Origin of the sequence: Brucella gallinifaecis (assembly GCF_006476605.1) — a bacterium.
GTDB lineage: Bacteria > Pseudomonadota > Alphaproteobacteria > Rhizobiales > Rhizobiaceae > Brucella > Brucella gallinifaecis.
Window position 1 is genome coordinate 372,201 of the sequence record NZ_ML636802.1, and the last position, 16,479, is coordinate 388,679.

The window sequence follows — 16,479 nt, forward strand, 5'->3', positions numbered from 1 at the left end:
GAGGGCCATTTCGGTTCATCTGAACAAGTCTGGCAGGTCTGCGATGGAATTGAGCACCACATCCGCATGCGGCTCCAGTGCCGCACGCGGGCTGTTGCCTGACAAAACTCCAATGCCAAGCCCCGCTTTTGCAGCCTGTGCTGTTTCAAGATCATGCAGATTATCGCCCACCATTGCGATTGCCTCCGGCTCAAGGCCGATTTTTTTCGCAAAATAGAGCAGTGGGTCAGCAAAGGGCTTCGGACGTGCCGCCGTATCGTAACCAATCACCACATCAAAGAAATGATCAATGCCTAAAGCCTTTGCCGTTGCATGTGCACCGGCCTCGGAATCATTGGTGGCAATGCCAAGGATGAAACCCATCGTGCGCAGGCTTTCCAATGTTTCGCGCAAACCTTCAATCGCCACAGCAGAACGCGCCCCTTCAGCAACCGTATAGGCATCAAATTCGGCTATTTTGGTTTTGAAACCGGCTTCATCAATATCCGGGTGCCAGAGCTGCACAATGTCTTCGACCGTTCCGGCTGCAATAACTGAATTGGCGCGAAATCTCGAGGCTTCCCAGTCATAACCACCCGCATCAAGCAGCAAACGTGCACGCTGTTCATCACCATTGGCAGTGCGCTGGGCGAGGTTCCACGAAACGGCAAACCATGTTCTGTCAAAGTCAATCAATGTGCCATCCTTGTCAAGCAGAATGGCACGGATTGATTTGAGTTTTTCGGCAGCTGGCAATGCACTCATGCCTCTAATGCACCGGCACGTTTTTTGACCGCCGATGGCTTTGCGCCAAGCAGTTTCAGCAGATCATCACCACGGCGGACATAACGCAGGGTACGGCGGGTCAGAATGCGGCCAGCCTGCGGTGCGGTGAGCGTAATATCGCCTTCTGGCTCGCCCGGCTTTGTGACGACAGTTACGAGCTTTGTACCGGCTTCCACCACATCACCGGGCGCAACATGATAAAGCACCATGCCGCCTTCAGGCGCACGCAGCATTTCCACATTTTCAAGTGGCGTCACCAGCCCCTTGTAATCAAGATCAAGCTTCACGTTTTCATCGCGGACAACACCACGATGAACGAGAAATTTATAAAGTCCTTCGGCATCGCCCTTGCCCATATCCGCGTAAACATCGCTCAAACCACGGAACTCGACCGTAGTCACGGCGCGACGCTTCATATTGCGCTGATCCGCTGGCATTTGCAGAACCGGATGCGCACAGGCCTCTTCAAAAGCCGCATCCGCGGTTGTGTCCCATGCAAGAATTGCGGTTGATCCGAGCGCCACGGCCAGATCCTTCATGTCTTCCACGAATTCTTTCGCGATATAGACATAATTTTCGCTTTCATCATCACAATGAAGATCAAGCACAATATCGTTTTCAAGCGCGAGCTTGAGAAGTGTGCATTTGAGGCGTTGCGCAAGGGCAACGGGTGCATCCGGGCCGGGCAGATCACTTGTATCAAAATCTGGCAAAAGCGGGAAAGCACGGTTGAAATTGACGGCGGAAAAAAACTCGAAACGACCAAGATGCTGATGCGCCTGCCACTGGTTCGAGCCTATCGGATTGGCCTGCGGGACAATTGTGATGTTCCCGAGAATACGGCCCTCATCAGCCGCCTTTTTGAGCATCGGCACGAGAAAATGCAAAGCCGCCTGTCCCGGCAATTCGCCACCATGCAAGGATGATTGCAGATAGGCGGTTGGCGCATCACTGGTTTTACCTGCAAAACGCAATACACGCAGCTCGATAGCGTTACCCGGTACATCGCCGGCAAACTCGATAATCTCGGTCTTCATTTCAGTTCCCACTTAATGCACAAAAAAGCCGGGCATAGCGCCCGGCTTGCCTTATTGATTTGCCTTAATATCAGGCTTTGCGGCGTGCATGCAAATGCGCAACGAGGCCAATTGTCGAGGCATCTTTGCCTTCAGCAGATTCTGCCCCCGAAACAACTGGCAGCAGCTCGGTAGCCAGTTCCTTGCCAAGCTCGACACCCCATTGATCAAACGCATTGATGCCGAAAATCTGCGCTTCAACAAATACGCGATGCTCATAAAGCGCGATCAGGCGGCCCAATGCAAACGGATCAAGCTTGTCATGCACGAGCGTCAGCGATGGGCGGTTGCCGGAGAACACGCGATGCGGCGCTATGCGCTCCACTTCCTCCTCGGGCAGGTTTTTGGCTTTAAGCTGTGCCCGTGCTTCATCCAGTGTGCGGCCCTTCATCAAGGCTTCTGACTGCGCCAGACAATTGGCGAGCAGCATTTCATGCTGGTGATCAAGGTGCTTTTCATGACCCTTTGCCGCAACGATGAATTCGAGCGGAATGGTGTCCGTGCCCTGATGCAGAAGCTGGAAAAAGGCATGCTGGCCATTGGTGCCGGGTTCACCCCACACAACCGGACCAGTTGGGCCGGAAACCGGCGTGCCGTCAACCGTCACGCTCTTGCCGTTTGATTCCATATCAAGCTGCTGGAGATAGGCTGGAACTCGCGCCAGACGCTGATCATAAGGAATGACTGCGCGGCTCGAATAATTGCAGATTGCACGGTGCCAATAGCCGATAAGACCAAGCCAGACGGGCAGGTTCTTTTCCAATGGTGCATCGCGGAAATGCACGTCCATGGAATGCGCACCGGCAAGAAACTTCCGGAAATTGTCGGCGCCAATCGCAATCATCACAGGCAGACCGATTGCCGACCAAACCGAATAGCGACCGCCAACCCAATCCCAGAAACCAAAGACGCGGTCTTCGCCAATACCGAATGCTGCAACCTTGTCGAGTGCAGTCGAAACAGCCGCAAAATGCGCACCAACAGCATCCTCGCCCAGAGCTCCCGCAATCCATTTACGCGCAGTCTGCGCGTTGGTCATGGTCTCGATGGTGGTAAAGGTTTTGGAGGCGACGATGATCAGCGTGGTTGCCGGATCAAGCACATTCAACGTATCTGCAATATGTGCGCCATCAATGTTGGAAACATAATGGGCGCGTGGGCCATCATGATAGGGCGAAAGCGCAATGGTTGCCATGACCGGACCAAGGTCAGAGCCGCCAATGCCGATATTGACGATGTCGGTGATCTTCTTACCCGTCGCGCCTGTGACAGAACCGGACCTGATACCGTCCGAAAATGCAGCCATACGCTCAAGCACTTCCTTCACATCCGGCAGGACGTTGTGGCCATCGACCAGAACTTCTTTCGAGCTGGTGTCGCGAAGGGCTACATGTAAAACAGCACGATCTTCGGTATTGTTGATGTGCTCGCCTGCAAACATGGCTGCGCGGCGACCTTCAACATCAGCGGCTTTTGCCAGCTCTGTCAGAAGCGCAATTGTCTCATCATTGACGCGAGCCTTGGACCAATCGAACAAAAGATCGTCAAGTGACAGCGAATAACGATCAAAACGGCCCGGATCGGCTTTAAATGCTGCACGCATGTCTTTGGGTGCAGATTCCAACCAATGCTTTTTCAGCTTGGCAACCGTTGCATCGAGCTTCGCTATATCTCTTGCCATGATGGTTCTCCAGTCAATCAAATCGATTTAATTGTCTTCATAGAGCATTTTGAACGAGAAATGCATCCGTTAAATTACAGAATTTTCCTTTTGATGTGGTTCCATATATGCATATGCATCAATTTAGATTGATCAGGAGCAGAGTCAAAGCATGGACCTTACCGGAGAAGAGAGAATCAACGCCCCCCGGCAGGCCGTCTGGGATGCGCTCAATGATATTGAAACGCTGAAAAGCTGCATTCCCGGATGCGAGGATCTGGAGCGAATTTCAGCCACAGAAATTCGTGCCGCATTAAAAGTCAGCCTCGGCATTATCAAAGTCCGTTTTCATGGAATGCTGGAACTTTCCAACCTCAATCCACCTGCGTCCTATACGATCTCAGGGCGTGGTGAGGGTTCGATTGCAGGCTTTGCCCATGGCGATACCGATGTGACCCTGACCGAAGATGGTGATGAGACAATTCTCAGCTATTCCATCAATGGCGATGCAGGCGGCAAGATCGCGCAGCTCGGCTCCAAACTGCTTGGCTCAGTAGCACGCAAGATTGCGGATCGGTTCTTTGCAAATATCGGTGCTGCGGCTGCGCAAAAAGCGCTCGATAATGCCGCTGCAAAAACAGCATAATTTCATTCCAATATTCCAATATAGTATGAGTTTTAGCATGAATGCATTTTCGCTTTTCATCCCGATGAAGTAGTCGATAATCAGCAGCACTTTGAAAGCCTGTCGGCATGAAACCCAGAGACGTCGCCACCTATATTTTTCTTGCCATAGCATGGGGGCTGTCATTCCTCGTGGTGTTGCGCGTGGTTGAAGCTTTTGGCTGGGTCGGCGCGGTCGCCTTCCGCTCATTCATCGCAGCGGGAACCTTGTTTGCAATCGCCAAACTCTCAAAACGCCGTCTGGATTTTCATGCGGGCTGGAAACCCTTTGCGATTGTTGGCGCGACCACCGTTGCCGGTCAGCTGATCGGCCTTTCCTACGGCACGCCGCTGATCGGCACTGCCATGGCTGCAATCTGTGTTGCGTCAATTCCGCTTTTCTCAATGGTGATCAGCCAGTTATGGGGTCTTGAACGCATTACCCCACGGGGATTGGCTGGCCTTGTGCTTGGCATTACCGGCATTGTATTGCTGGTCGGATTTCCGGCAGTGGCCGTGACGCCTGAATTCATAATGGGCTGCATTGCCGTAATCTTCTCATGCTTTTCGGCAGCTTTTGGAAGCAATTATGCAAGCCGCCGTCTTTCCACCACCGGCTCGTGGGAAACCACCATTGGCGCCTTTGTGTTTGGCGGCCTTATGACCTTGCCGCTGATTTTTGCTGTTCGCGTGCCCACCACGCCGGGATTGATCGATTTCACCTATCTGCTGGTTTCAGCCTGTGTAATGAGTGCGCTGACCTATGTGCTTTATTTCCGACTTGTGGGAAATGTCGGCCCGACAAAAGCCATCAGCGTGGAATTTGCCGTCACCGTGATTGCGGTTCTGGTGGGTGCTGTATTCCTGAAAGAGCAGCTCTCACTGATACAATTTGCCGGTGCTGCCGTGATCATCGCAGGCTGTGCGCTGGTTCTAAGCTCACGCCCTTCTCTGCCCAAACAAGCAGAGGAAACCTCTGGCAACAGGGATGTGCATCAGGACGAAGAATTGTGTCCATGCTCAGAGCATGGACACAGAGAGCTTGACCCTCATGCTTAGGAAATTAAGCCTTCAGAATGCAAAGCCTGCCAGAATTCATCCGGGATGGACTGGTCAAACCAGGCAATATTCTGCCTGATCTGCTCGGGCGAACGCACCCCGATCAAAACCGAGCTGACCGCTTCATGCCGCAATGGAAACTGCATGGCAGCCGCAGCAAGCGGCACATTGAAACTCTCACAAATATCATGCAAGCGGTTGGTACGTGCAATGATTTCGGCAGGTGCATCGGCATAATCAAACTTCTGCTCCACCCCACGTGGTGCTGCAAGAATACCGGAATTGAACACACCGGCAATCACCAGCGCCATGCCGCGCTTTTGCGCCAGCGGCAGGAACTCTTTTTCCGAAGCCTGATCAAGCAGTGAATAACGGCCAGCCAAAAGCGAACAGTCAAGATCGGCTTCTTCCAATGCATCACGAATGATCTGCCATTCATTCACACCAAGGCCAAAGCCCTTGATATTGCCTGCTTCGCGCAATTCGGTCAGCGCCCGGAAGCCGCCGCCCTTGGTCAGCGCATTCCAGTGCAGCTCATGCCGCTCAGCATGGGTTACACGGCCAATATCATGGACATAGAGCAGATCGATTTCCGGGAAGCCCAGACGCTGCTGGCTATCATCGAAACTGCGCATGACGCCGTCATAGCTGTAATCAAACACTTCACGGAAATTAAGACCATTGTGCCAGCCGGAATCAAGCGGATTTTTAGGTGGTGGCGGCGGCAATGTGCGACCTGCGCGTTCGTTGGTCATCAAGCGTCCGACCTTGGTGGAAACAACCGCGCGTTCGCTCTTTTCACGCAGCATATCACCAAGAAAATGCTCGCAACGGCCAAGGCCATACATCGGCGCACTGTCGAAATAGCGGATGCCGCTTTCCCACCCGGCTTCCAGCAAAGCATGTGCATCAGCCCGCGAAACCGGCGCATAAAGCCCACCCAAAGGCGCTGTTCCCAGACCAAGTGCAGTCACAGCCAGACCAGTACGACCCAAAGTCCGTTTTTCGGATGCCTTCAATTGCATGGATATCTCCTCCAGAACCTATGCTTTATGCTTTATGCTTTATAAGCGCAAACAGACTGATAAGAGCAAGATAATAAATGCGCAAACGAAAAACCTATTCATCTGCGAATAAAGGATTTCAGGCCATAGCCGCGAACCGGGCCTGAATGCTTTGTGAAAGCAGGGCAACAGGGCGGGACTGATCACCCGCCGCAACCCAGATCAGCTCTTCAATCTCGCTGGAAGCAGCCGGCACCTGCCCTTTTTTCAAGGCGAGATGAAACAGCTCTGCTTCAACGATTGAATCCTGTTCATTGGCAGCGGGCGCAGACATGCGTGCGGCATAGCGCAACTGGCTTTTATCAATGACAATGCCAAGCTCCTCCTCGATCTCGCGAATAAGCGCGTTTTCAGGCGCTTCACCCGTATCGATCTTGCCTCCGGGCTGGAAGAAAATTTCGCTGCCGCGCTTGCGCACAAGAAGGAAACGGCCCGCTTCATCACGGACAATGGCTGCTGCAATAAGAATCGTTTTCATGATGAGAAAACATCGCCGCGAACAGGCAAAGCGTCAAGAATAATTACGATCAGAGCAGCCATGCCTGCGCATAAAAATCCCGGCTTCAAGACAGAGACTTTTTATTTCAGCTTTTCTTCAAGGGCCACAGCTCTGATCATTTCGCGTTCAAGCCGCGCTTCTTCTTCAATCTTTGGTTTGGTGAAGCGTCCAAGCAGCAGATAGGCAACCGGTGTTACAAACAAGGTTGCAATGGTTGCAAGGCCAAGACCACCCACAATCACCCAGCCAAGCGAAACACGTGCTTCGGCACCCGCACCACTTGCCAGAACCAGCGGCACCCCGCCCAGCACCGAACAGATCATGGTCATGCAGACCGGACGCAGGCGAATATTGGCCGCTTCTTCAATTGCATCACGCACATTCATGCCCTTGTCACGCAACTGATCGGCAAATTCGACAATCAGAATACCGTTCTTGGCCATGATGCCCACAAGAAGCACAAGCCCGATCTGGCTATAGACGTTGAGGCTCGTACCGGTCAAAATCATCGCAAAGACCGCACAGCCAAGGCCCAGCGGTACGGTTGCCATAACGATGAGCGCACTGACAAAACTTTCAAACTGCGCGGCAAGCACCAGCATGATGATGATGATTGCAAAACCGAATACCAGCGCAATACCGGTTGAGGTTTCGCTCAAGGTCGAGGCTTCCGCCAGTGGTATAATATGGGCGCCGGGCGGCAGCAAAGGTGCCGCTATTTCAAGGGCCGCTGCATAGGCGTCACCCAATGCAAAATCGCTGCGTAAATCGGTAGTGATTGCAACCGAGCGCAAGCGCTCTTCACGGTTCAATTGCGGCGGAACGGCTTTTTCAACAACGCTCGCAATCGACGACATCGGCACATAACGCCCATCGCTTGTCTTGAGAAAAACGTTTTCGAGATCAGTCGGGTCATTGATCGGGTTGGTGGTGGAAACCAGCTTCACGTCGAAGCTTCTGTCTCCGACATAGACCGAGCCAATCTTGCGGCCATCGAGAACCGACTGCACGGCATTGGCAAGTCCGGTAATATCAATGCCAAGATCAGAGGCGCGTTCGCGGTTGATTTCAACGGAAAGCTGCGGCTGGGTTGGCTCAACCGACAGGCGCGGCTGCACGAAACGCGGATCTTTTTCCAGTGCCGCAACGATTGCATCGGTGGCCGGGCGCAATTTGGCATAATCGCTGCCAAGAACCGCGAATTGCAAACCATTGCCTGCGCCGCGAATGCCAAGGCTGTTGGGCTGCATGGTGAAAATACGTACAGCCGTAATGCCGCGCACACGCTCATTGATATCGGCCATGATTTGCTGTTGCGTGCGACCACGCTCTTTCCATGGCGCCAGGGTGAGAACCATGAAACCATTATTGGATGAACCGCCAGAACCGGCAATGGCATAGGTTGTCTGAATTTCGCCGCTGTCACGCAAGGGCTGGATAGCCGCTTCAATCTTGTCAAGCTGTGACTGCAAAAACTCGACACTGATGCCCTGCGGACCATTGATGCGCAGCAGAGCTACCGCACGATCTTCTGTGGGCGTCAGTTCCTGTCTGAGGGTGCCAAAACCAATATAGGAAGCGCCGGCAAACAAAATCGCGACCATCACCACAATAAAGGGGGCCGCAAGACAGGCATGAAGGCTTTTGCGATAAAAACGCGCCAGAGCCGCACCAATGCGGCGCAGAAATTTCGGACCATGCCCGCCCTCACCTGTTTCGCTGCCTTCTTTTAAAAAGCGCGAGGCCAGCATCGGACAAAGCGTCAATGCCACAATGGATGACAACAGAATGGCAATAGCCAGCACAAAACCAAATTCACGAAACAGGCCACCCGCCTGCCCCGGCAAGAAAGAAATCGGCACAAAAACGGCGACAAGTGTCAATGTTGTTGCAACAACGGCAAAAAACACTTCCTGCGTACCAAGCACGGCTGCTGCACGTGGCCCCATGCCCTGATTGCGCCGGCGCACAATGTTTTCAAGCACCACAATTGCATCATCCACCACAAGCCCCGTGGCCAGCACCAGCGCCAGAAGAGTGAGAATATTGATGGAAAATCCGGTGAGGTAAATTGCAGCAACAGTACCGACCAGCGCTACAGGTATTGCCAGTGTCGGAATAAGCGTGGCGCGGATATCCCAAAGGAATATGAAAATGATCACCACCACAATAATCACCGAGGCAATCAGTGCTATTTCAACTTCATGAATAGCGCCATTGATGAAATTTGCATCATCACTTGTGACAGTCACGCTGACGCCGGGCGGCAATGTATTTTTCAGATTGGCAACAGCTGCGCGAATGCCTTCGGAAATATCGAGCGTATTGGATTGCGCCTGACGCACAATGCCAAGGCCGATTGCTGTCTTGCCGTTGGAGCGCACGGCAGAGCTTTCAATATCAGGCCCAAGCGTTACCGTTGCCACATCGCGAAGCTGCGTATGCCCCTTGATATAGACATTTTCAAAATCCTCCGGCCTCTCCAGATTAGCAGTCGCACGAACCACGATCGACTGATCGGAACTGCGCAGCGACCCGGCAGGGGCATCAAGCCCCATTGAGGAAAGTGCACTTGAAATATCGGCAATCGTCAGACCATAGCTTGCAAGCCGCGCCTGATTGATATCGATGCGGAAAATCTTGTCACGATCACCATTGATCTGAACATCGGCAACGCCGGGCACTGCCGACAATACATCTTCAATCTGGTCTTCAACCAGAACCGTCATGTCATCAACCGACATGGTGTCAGAGGTCACAGCAAGACGCATCACCGGATCGGCGTTGGAATCTGCCTTGATAATGCGTGAGGGATCAGCTTCTTCAGGCACGTTGTTGGCCACACGCGAAATCGCATCGCGCATATCGGCCGCAGCAACATTGAGATCAACACCGTCATTGAACTCTACCGTGACGCGGCTGCGCTCAAAGGATGAAGAGGATGATATCGACTTGACGCCTGATACACGTGCAACGGCATTTTCCAGCACCTGCGTCAATTGCCGGTCAATGGTTTCCGCCGAAGCGCCCTTGAAATCCGTGCTGATGGTGACAACCGGACGATCAACATCCGGCAATTCGCGAATATCGACACCGGTAAAGGCTGCAAGACCCGCAACAATAATCAGAACATTGATAACAAAGGCAAAGACAGGACGACGAATGAATAATGCTGTCGATCCACCAGTGTTTCCCGAAGACGAATTAGGATTGCTCACGCCTTGTCCTCACCCTGCGTTTCGGGTTTTCGCAGGATCGGCCAGAGCTGTTCCCTGCTCATCCTGCAAACGCACGGGTGCGTTATCACGCACCGACTGCACACCCTGCGTAACGATCATATCCCCTTGTTTCACAGGACCATCGATCAGGATATTGGTGGAATTGCGCTGCACGATGCGGGCGGCAACTTTTTTAGCCTTGCCTTCTTCAATCCGCCAGACATAGGACCCATCAGCCCCCCACTGGATCGCGAGGGGATCGACTGACGGATAGCTGTCACCGGGAAACAAGATTGTCACTGAAAACGACATGCCAGCCCGAAGACGGTCCTCATCATTATTGATCTCAGCGCGTATATGTAAGGTGCGACTGTCCTCATCAAGCATATTATCGACCGCATTAATCACGCCCTTATAGCTCACGCCGGGAAAAGCGGTTGATTCTGCGCTCAAAGGCTGGCCAACCTTGATCTGCGGTGCAAAACGTTCCGGCACCCATATATCGATCAGCACTTTTGAACGATCATCAATACGTGCAATCGACGTCTGTGCCGTAACATAATTCCCGGCATTGACGGGAAGAATACCAACCACACCGGAAATCGGCGCACGCACCGTACGGCGGCTCAAGGCAAGCTGCGCATCATCGAGAGCGAGCTGGGCAATGGAGAGCGCAAGATCGGCTTCTACCTCCTGCACAACCGTAGCAGTATTGGTGGCACGCAGCCGCGCAATACGATCCCGCGTGGTCTTTGCATCTTTGAGCGCAATCTGTGCCTTGTTAAGCGCTATGGTCTCCATTTCATTATCCAGCAAAGCGATAGGATCACCGGCTTTTACCGTGTCGCCTGCCTTGACGAGCAACTCATTCATATAGCCGCTCGAATAGGGTGTCACAGAAACCGTACTCAATGCCCGGGCTGAACCAATGGCCGTCAGGCGATTATTGATCGTCTCCTGACCGGCTGGCTCAACCACGACAAGAGGCGCAGGACGCCCACCAGAACCACGGGTCGCAGCACCATTGCCCTGTTGTGTTGAAGCCTGCCCTGAAGCGATTTGCGTTGAAGAATCCTTACTGGAATAAAAATACCAGCCGCCAGCAGCCGCAGCAACAATAAGCAGGCATAGAAAAATCTGCTTCCAGGACTTCATTCAACTCTCCGGCAGAGCGCTATCGAAAGCTTCGAAAGGCATCTGATTTAAAAATGACATTTATACCGGCACTAAAATGCTGGCAAAAAGTATCAAAATGATGATCGCACAGACAGATTTGATGTTTATGCGACCCATGCGACACTATGGATTTCCCCATGGACAATTTTGCACGCGGCGATTCCATGCGTCGAGTTAAATTTCGGTAATGCTGCAGAGCAGAGCTTTTAACCTGTTCATCAAAAATCATAAAGCAGGTTGGAATTATGCTGCATCACCATATATAGGTAATGGCATTTATATTTATTGCAGTGCTAGAAGTTTATTGGACCGGGCAAGGCTGCATGGCAGCCGCGCAGTCTGGCTATCTGGATTTGATGTATGGCTGCTGTTGAAAAGACCATAGATAGAGGCGATATTGCCACGAATGCGATTACCAATTCGCCCGCTATGTCACAGCCACGCGGTAGCAAAACATCTTCTACCCAGTTCACCCGTCTGCACTGGCGTAATCGCCTTTCAAGCAAGTTGCTTATTCTCACCGCTCTTGCGGTTCTGATTGCCGAAGTATTGATCTTTGTGCCATCCATCGCAAGCATGCGTGTGCGCTGGTTAAATGCACGCCTTGATGCGGTTGATGCAGTGGCGGAGGTGCTTATTGCCAGCGGCAATATCGACATTCCACGCGAAGTACAGGACAAGGTCCTGCTTGCAACCGGCACCAAGGCAATTGCCTTACGCGAAGCTGACGCATCCAACCTGCTCGCCATGAGCGAAATGCCTGCCGCAATTGATCAGGTGATTGATCTTGACAATATCAGTGAAGCGGCAGCCATATGGGATGCTTTCGGCACTCTGTTTAATGGCGGAGACCGGACTTTACGCATTTACGGTTCTGTTCCACCCAATGATCCATCAGGGCAAATTGTTGAAATTGTCACCTCTGATGCACCGCTGCGTCATGCCATGCTGAGCTATGCGACCAATGTGGCACTGATTTCATTGCTCATTTCTGTGATTGCAGCCAGCCTTATCTATCTGATCATTCATGAAATGCTGCTTCGGCCTGTCCGCCTGATGCATCGCAATATGATTGATTTTGCATCTGCCCCTGACAATCCCGCACGCATTCTGGTGCCAGAAAACCGCAAGGACGAGTTTGGCATTGCACAACGGCAGATCGCGCATATTCAAAGCGACCTGCAACGCACCCTCAAAGAACAGAAACACCTTGCCGATCTGGGGCTGGCCGTTTCCAAGATCAACCACGACATGCGCAATATTCTGGCTTCGGCGCAACTGTTATCCGACAGGCTTACAGACACACAGGATCCCGCGGTACAACGCTTTGCTCCAAAGCTCATTCATACACTCAGCCGGGCAATCAATTATTCGGAAAGCGTCATGGCCTATGGCCGCTCGCAGGAGCTGCCCCCGACCCCACGCCGCGTACTTCTTTATTCAATTGCGCTCGATGTTCAGGAAACGCTCAATCTCAGCCAGCATCAGAGAATCGAATTTGAAAACCTGATTGCAGAAGACTTCGAACTTGATGTCGATTCTGAACAGCTTTTCCGTGTTCTCTACAATCTCTGCCGCAACTCTGTTCAGGCAATGGAACGTGACCATACCAGTGATGTTGCCACCGTCAAACGGCTGACCCTCTCAGCCGGGCGCATTGGAACAACAGCGATCATCGGCGTTGAAGATACTGGCCCCGGCCTGCCGCAAAAAGCACGCGACCATCTGTTTACGGCTTTCAAGGGGTCAACACGCAGCGACGGGATCGGCCTTGGCCTTGCAATTGCGCAGGAACTTGTTCACGCGCATGGCGGTTCAATCGAATTGCGTGAAGACCGCCCGATCGGCGCACATTTTGAAATTCGCCTGCCTGACCTTCCTCATATGCATGAAAGACATAATAACCAGCAAAGAAACAATATCAGCTCGTGAATTTCACGATGATTCCCTCGCAATAGAGGGAAAATATTGAAAGACTTGCATATTATAGACGTCTGATGAGAGATTTCCACGGCTCCAGAGCCGCTCAAAAAGCCCGTAAAATCAGGACTTGATAAGAAAACTTCATATAAGCGCATTTTTTTCCAAGAAGGCGCTTGCATTTAGCAATGGGTCCGATTATCAACCGCCCATCGCCGCAGCAAACGCGGCACACAGGCAAGCACCCGTAGCTCAGCTGGATAGAGCACCAGACTACGAATCTGGGGGTCAGAGGTTCGAATCCTTTCGGGTGCGCCATTTTTCTTAAGTAAAACCAGCTACTTAAATAGACATATATAAACAAAACGTTCCTATATGTTCCTCAATGTTATTCTCTCCTGTCCACGCTAAAGGGCGAGAAAACCTTTTAAGCAAAAGTTCGGTCGATAAAAGACCAGAGTGCTTTTGCACCCCGGCCCTGTGAACTATTCGCCCTTTTGCAGATCAGATGATCAATGGTGCATCATTTCATGGGCAATATCTTTGCCACTCAATGATGACGGATAATAAGTCGGCCAATTGGTGACTTCCTTGAGCAAGGCCGCACGATCATTTCCCCAGTAAAGATGATAATGATCCGCCTTTTGTGGTGCTATACCATGATCGCTGAACTGCATATATTCAGGAGCAGAGCTGTCGCCCTCCACCTTCTTGAAGATAAAGCGAACACCGCGGTTTCCCTTGGCATAGGTCAGAATTTCATAGCCGTCGCTGGCGTATTTGCCAGTGGAAGCCTTGTCACCTTTATAAAAGGAAACTTCGTCACCCTTGATAAGGATACGATCGACATCCGTGCGATAACCAATCTCGTAATAATCGCTATATTCCTTTGCGCTCTTATCGCCATGCTCCGCCTTATGCGCAAAAACAGCATCGAGAGTCCCATCCTTCAGATAGGGATAAACCGACTGCCAGTCGCCCTGCCAATCGGAAAGCCCACGCTCTTTGACCTGATCATCTTCGAAATAGCCATTATAGACGCTCTTGTTGTCTTTATTGGCATGGTCATGCGCGTGTGAATGTGAATGCGCGTCACCCGATGCAGATTTTTCCTTTGTCTGCGCCAGTGCCTGCCCTGTGAAAGCCAATATTGCACACAGGCTAATTGAAGCCAGCAATTTCACCATATCTGTTCTCTCCTGCTCACCATTGTAATGTAATACCGTTACAATGACAGGGAATAGACTTTTCCATGGCTTTTGACAAGAACAACAATCATTATAAGCAATTTATTGGGTCCTGACCCTAAGTGAACAAGTGCATTGTTTGCCTTCGAGCGAAACAAGCCTTCATGCGTCCAGAACGGCACTGTGCCGGGGCAAACGAAAAAGAGGTGCCAAAGCACCTCTTTATGTTTCTTACTCATCACCCATTTTGAGCGCCTGAATGAAGGCCTCTTGCGGGATTTCCACCCTGCCGAACTGACGCATGCGCTTTTTGCCTTCCTTCTGCTTGTCCAGAAGTTTGCGCTTACGCGAGATATCACCACCGTAACACTTGGCCGTCACATCCTTGCGCAGTGCCGAGATCGTCTCACGCGCAACAATACGCCCGCCGATCGCTGCCTGAATAGGAATCTTGAACATATGCTGCGGGATCAGCTCTTTGAGCTTCTCGCAGAGCACACGGCCCCGCTTTTCAGCAGCCGAACGGTGCACCAGCATCGAAAGCGCATCAACCGACTCTTCATTGACCAGAATCGACATCTTGACCAGATCGCCTTCCCGGTAATCGGAAAGATTATAATCGAACGAGGCATAGCCCTTCGAGATCGACTTCAGGCGGTCATAGAAGTCGAACACGACTTCATTGAGCGGCAGATCATAGGTGATCATCGCCCGCGGACCAACATAGGTCAGATCGATCTGGAGGCCACGGCGTTCCTGACAAAGCTTCATGATCGCACCGAGATAATCATCCGGTGTCATGATGGTTGCACGAATCCACGGCTCTTCAATCGCATCAATCTTAACCACATCCGGCATATCAGCCGGATTGTGCAGCTCCTTCTGCGAGCCGTCCTGCATGTTCAGGCGATAGACAACAGAAGGCGCGGTCGTGATGAGATCGAGATCAAATTCACGCTCAAGACGCTCCTGAATAATTTCAAGATGCAAAAGCCCGAGGAAGCCACAACGGAAACCGAAACCAAGCGCTGCAGAGGTTTCCATTTCAAAGGAAAATGACGCATCATTAAGACGCAGCTTGCCCATGGCGGAGCGCAAATCTTCAAAGTCAGCCGCATCGACCGGGAAAAGCCCGCAGAATACTACCGGCTGTGCCGGTTTGAAGCCTGACAGAGCTTTTTCAGTCGGTCGGCGATCTTCGGTGATCGTATCACCAACGCGCGTATCAGCCACTTCCTTGATGGAGGCAGTGATAAAACCCAGCTCACCCGGCCCAAGCTCGTCCATGGGAACCATTTTTGGCGTGAACACACCGGTGCGTTCGACCGGATATTTCGCGCCCGTCCCCATCATGCGGATAGTCTGTCCCTTTTTAAGAACACCATCGATGACACGAACGAGAACGATAACGCCCAGATAACTGTCATACCAGCTATCGACCAGCATGGCCTTGAGCGGTGCATTGCGATCACCTTCTGTCGGTGCCGGCAGTTTTTCAACAATTGCTTCCAGAACATCGGCAATGCCAAGACCTGTCTTGGCCGAAATCTCGACGGCATCCGAAGCATCAATGCCTATCACTTCTTCAATCTGGCTTTTAACGCGCTCAGGCTCGGCAGCGGGAAGGTCGATCTTGTTCAGCACCACCACGATCTCGTGATTGTTGTCGATGGCCTGATAGACATTGGCCAGCGTCTGGGCTTCCACGCCCTGAGAAGCATCGACAACCAGCAGCGAACCTTCGCACGCAGCCAGTGAACGCGAGACTTCATAGGCGAAGTCGACATGTCCGGGCGTGTCGATGAGGTTCAGCACATAGTTCTCACCGTTCTTCGCCTTATAGTTAAGGCGGACGGTCTGGGCTTTGATGGTAATGCCGCGCTCACGCTCGATATCCATCGAGTCGAGGACCTGGTCCTTCATCTCGCGCGTGTCCAGCCCGCCCGTCAATTGAATGAGGCGGTCGGCCAGCGTCGATTTGCCGTGGTCGATATGGGCGACGATCGAAAAATTACGAATATGGTCAAGTGGTGTGCTCATATGCGCGATTTACCAGCAAGCCGCAAAATCTCAAAGCGGTATTGCATGTTTAATACTGGAAAAGCGACCTTTGTCGCAGTCGTGACAACAAGTCCCCTTTGCGTTGTTGCCAAAAGGCGATAAATCAGCGCCATAAAACATGCCGCAATCAT

12 protein-coding genes and 1 tRNA gene are annotated in these 16,479 nt (G+C 52.0%); 4 read left to right on the plus strand and 9 right to left on the minus strand.

Annotated elements, in window-relative coordinates:
- Window positions 1–15: 15 nt before the first annotated feature.
- The 3 genes from FHY56_RS06405 to pgi all read right to left on the minus strand — a co-directional run bounded on the left by FHY56_RS06405 (window position 16) and on the right by pgi (window position 3,522).
- Complete coding sequence (locus FHY56_RS06405) at window positions 16–744, minus strand: HAD family hydrolase (protein ID WP_140904329.1); 729 nt, start codon at window positions 742–744, stop codon at window positions 16–18.
- Window positions 741–1,802, minus strand: a complete 1,062-nt coding sequence (locus FHY56_RS06410) for a M14 family metallopeptidase (RefSeq protein ID WP_140904330.1) — start codon at window positions 1,800–1,802, stop codon at window positions 741–743. The genes FHY56_RS06405 and FHY56_RS06410 overlap by 4 nt, the downstream gene beginning before the upstream one ends.
- A 70-nt stretch (window positions 1,803–1,872) precedes the next feature.
- Complete coding sequence (gene pgi, locus FHY56_RS06415) at window positions 1,873–3,522, minus strand: glucose-6-phosphate isomerase (RefSeq protein ID WP_140904331.1); 1,650 nt, start codon at window positions 3,520–3,522, stop codon at window positions 1,873–1,875.
- A gap of 151 nt (window positions 3,523–3,673) precedes the next feature.
- Here pgi and FHY56_RS06420 point away from each other — a divergent pair, with 151 nt between their 5' ends.
- Window positions 3,674–4,147 (plus strand): SRPBCC family protein, encoded by a 474-nt coding sequence (locus FHY56_RS06420; protein ID WP_140904332.1) that lies wholly within the window; start codon window positions 3,674–3,676, stop codon window positions 4,145–4,147.
- A gap of 107 nt (window positions 4,148–4,254) precedes the next feature.
- Window positions 4,255–5,223: a DMT family transporter gene (locus tag FHY56_RS06425; RefSeq protein WP_140904333.1), complete on the plus strand. Its 969-nt coding sequence runs from the start codon at window positions 4,255–4,257 to the stop codon at window positions 5,221–5,223.
- On the opposite strand, the gene FHY56_RS06430 is transcribed toward FHY56_RS06425, so the two are convergent.
- The 4 genes from FHY56_RS06430 to FHY56_RS06445 all read right to left on the minus strand — a co-directional run bounded on the left by FHY56_RS06430 (window position 5,220) and on the right by FHY56_RS06445 (window position 11,159).
- A complete protein-coding gene (locus FHY56_RS06430) occupies window positions 5,220–6,248 on the minus strand; it encodes an aldo/keto reductase (RefSeq protein WP_140904334.1) in 1,029 nt (342 codons plus the stop codon). The two genes, FHY56_RS06425 and FHY56_RS06430, sit on opposite strands and share 4 nt — an antisense overlap.
- A gap of 118 nt (window positions 6,249–6,366) precedes the next feature.
- Window positions 6,367–6,765 carry an NUDIX hydrolase gene (locus FHY56_RS06435; RefSeq protein ID WP_140904335.1) on the minus strand — a complete coding sequence of 133 codons (399 nt, stop codon included), beginning with the start codon at window positions 6,763–6,765 and terminating at the stop codon, window positions 6,367–6,369.
- Window positions 6,766–6,866: 101 nt separating this feature from the next.
- Window positions 6,867–10,004, minus strand: a complete 3,138-nt coding sequence (locus tag FHY56_RS06440; protein ID WP_140904336.1) for an efflux RND transporter permease subunit — start codon at window positions 10,002–10,004, stop codon at window positions 6,867–6,869.
- 9 nt (window positions 10,005–10,013) lie between these two features.
- Window positions 10,014–11,159 (minus strand): efflux RND transporter periplasmic adaptor subunit, encoded by a 1,146-nt coding sequence (locus tag FHY56_RS06445; RefSeq protein WP_140904337.1) that lies wholly within the window; start codon window positions 11,157–11,159, stop codon window positions 10,014–10,016.
- A gap of 381 nt (window positions 11,160–11,540) precedes the next feature.
- Between FHY56_RS06445 and FHY56_RS06450 the strand changes: the two genes are divergently transcribed.
- Both FHY56_RS06450 and FHY56_RS06455 read left to right on the plus strand, forming a co-directional pair.
- Entirely contained in the window at window positions 11,541–13,112 is a 1,572-nt protein-coding gene (locus FHY56_RS06450) for a sensor histidine kinase (RefSeq protein ID WP_140904338.1), read from the plus strand.
- A gap of 229 nt (window positions 13,113–13,341) precedes the next feature.
- A tRNA-Arg gene (locus FHY56_RS06455) sits at window positions 13,342–13,418 on the plus strand.
- Between the two features lie 194 nt (window positions 13,419–13,612).
- Here the strand turns inward: FHY56_RS06455 and FHY56_RS06460 are convergent.
- Both FHY56_RS06460 and lepA read right to left on the minus strand, forming a co-directional pair.
- Entirely contained in the window at window positions 13,613–14,287 is a 675-nt protein-coding gene (locus FHY56_RS06460; protein WP_140904339.1) for a metal-binding protein ZinT, read from the minus strand.
- 231 nt (window positions 14,288–14,518) lie between these two features.
- On the minus strand, window positions 14,519–16,327 hold the full coding sequence (gene lepA, locus FHY56_RS06465; protein ID WP_140904340.1) for a translation elongation factor 4: 1,809 nt from the start codon (window positions 16,325–16,327) through the stop codon (window positions 14,519–14,521).
- Between the last annotated feature and the right edge of the window lie 152 nt (window positions 16,328–16,479).

Bases quoted from the DNA above. Each gene is read 5' to 3' on its own strand.
- FHY56_RS06405 (WP_140904329.1), bottom strand. From the start codon at position 744: ATGAGTGCATTGCCAGCTGCCGAAAAACTCAAATCAATCCGTGCCATT.
- FHY56_RS06410 (WP_140904330.1), bottom strand. From the start codon at position 1,802: ATGAAGACCGAGATTATCGAGTTTGCCGGCGATGTACCGGGTAACGCT.
- pgi (WP_140904331.1), bottom strand. From the start codon at position 3,522: ATGGCAAGAGATATAGCGAAGCTCGATGCAACGGTTGCCAAGCTGAAA.
- FHY56_RS06420 (WP_140904332.1), top strand. From the start codon at position 3,674: ATGGACCTTACCGGAGAAGAGAGAATCAACGCCCCCCGGCAGGCCGTC.
- FHY56_RS06425 (WP_140904333.1), top strand. From the start codon at position 4,255: ATGAAACCCAGAGACGTCGCCACCTATATTTTTCTTGCCATAGCATGG.
- FHY56_RS06430 (WP_140904334.1), bottom strand. From the start codon at position 6,248: ATGCAATTGAAGGCATCCGAAAAACGGACTTTGGGTCGTACTGGTCTG.
- FHY56_RS06435 (WP_140904335.1), bottom strand. From the start codon at position 6,765: ATGAAAACGATTCTTATTGCAGCAGCCATTGTCCGTGATGAAGCGGGC.
- FHY56_RS06445 (WP_140904337.1), bottom strand. From the start codon at position 11,159: ATGAAGTCCTGGAAGCAGATTTTTCTATGCCTGCTTATTGTTGCTGCG.
- FHY56_RS06450 (WP_140904338.1), top strand. From the start codon at position 11,541: ATGGCTGCTGTTGAAAAGACCATAGATAGAGGCGATATTGCCACGAAT.
- FHY56_RS06460 (WP_140904339.1), bottom strand. From the start codon at position 14,287: ATGGTGAAATTGCTGGCTTCAATTAGCCTGTGTGCAATATTGGCTTTC.
- lepA (WP_140904340.1), bottom strand. From the start codon at position 16,327: ATGAGCACACCACTTGACCATATTCGTAATTTTTCGATCGTCGCCCAT.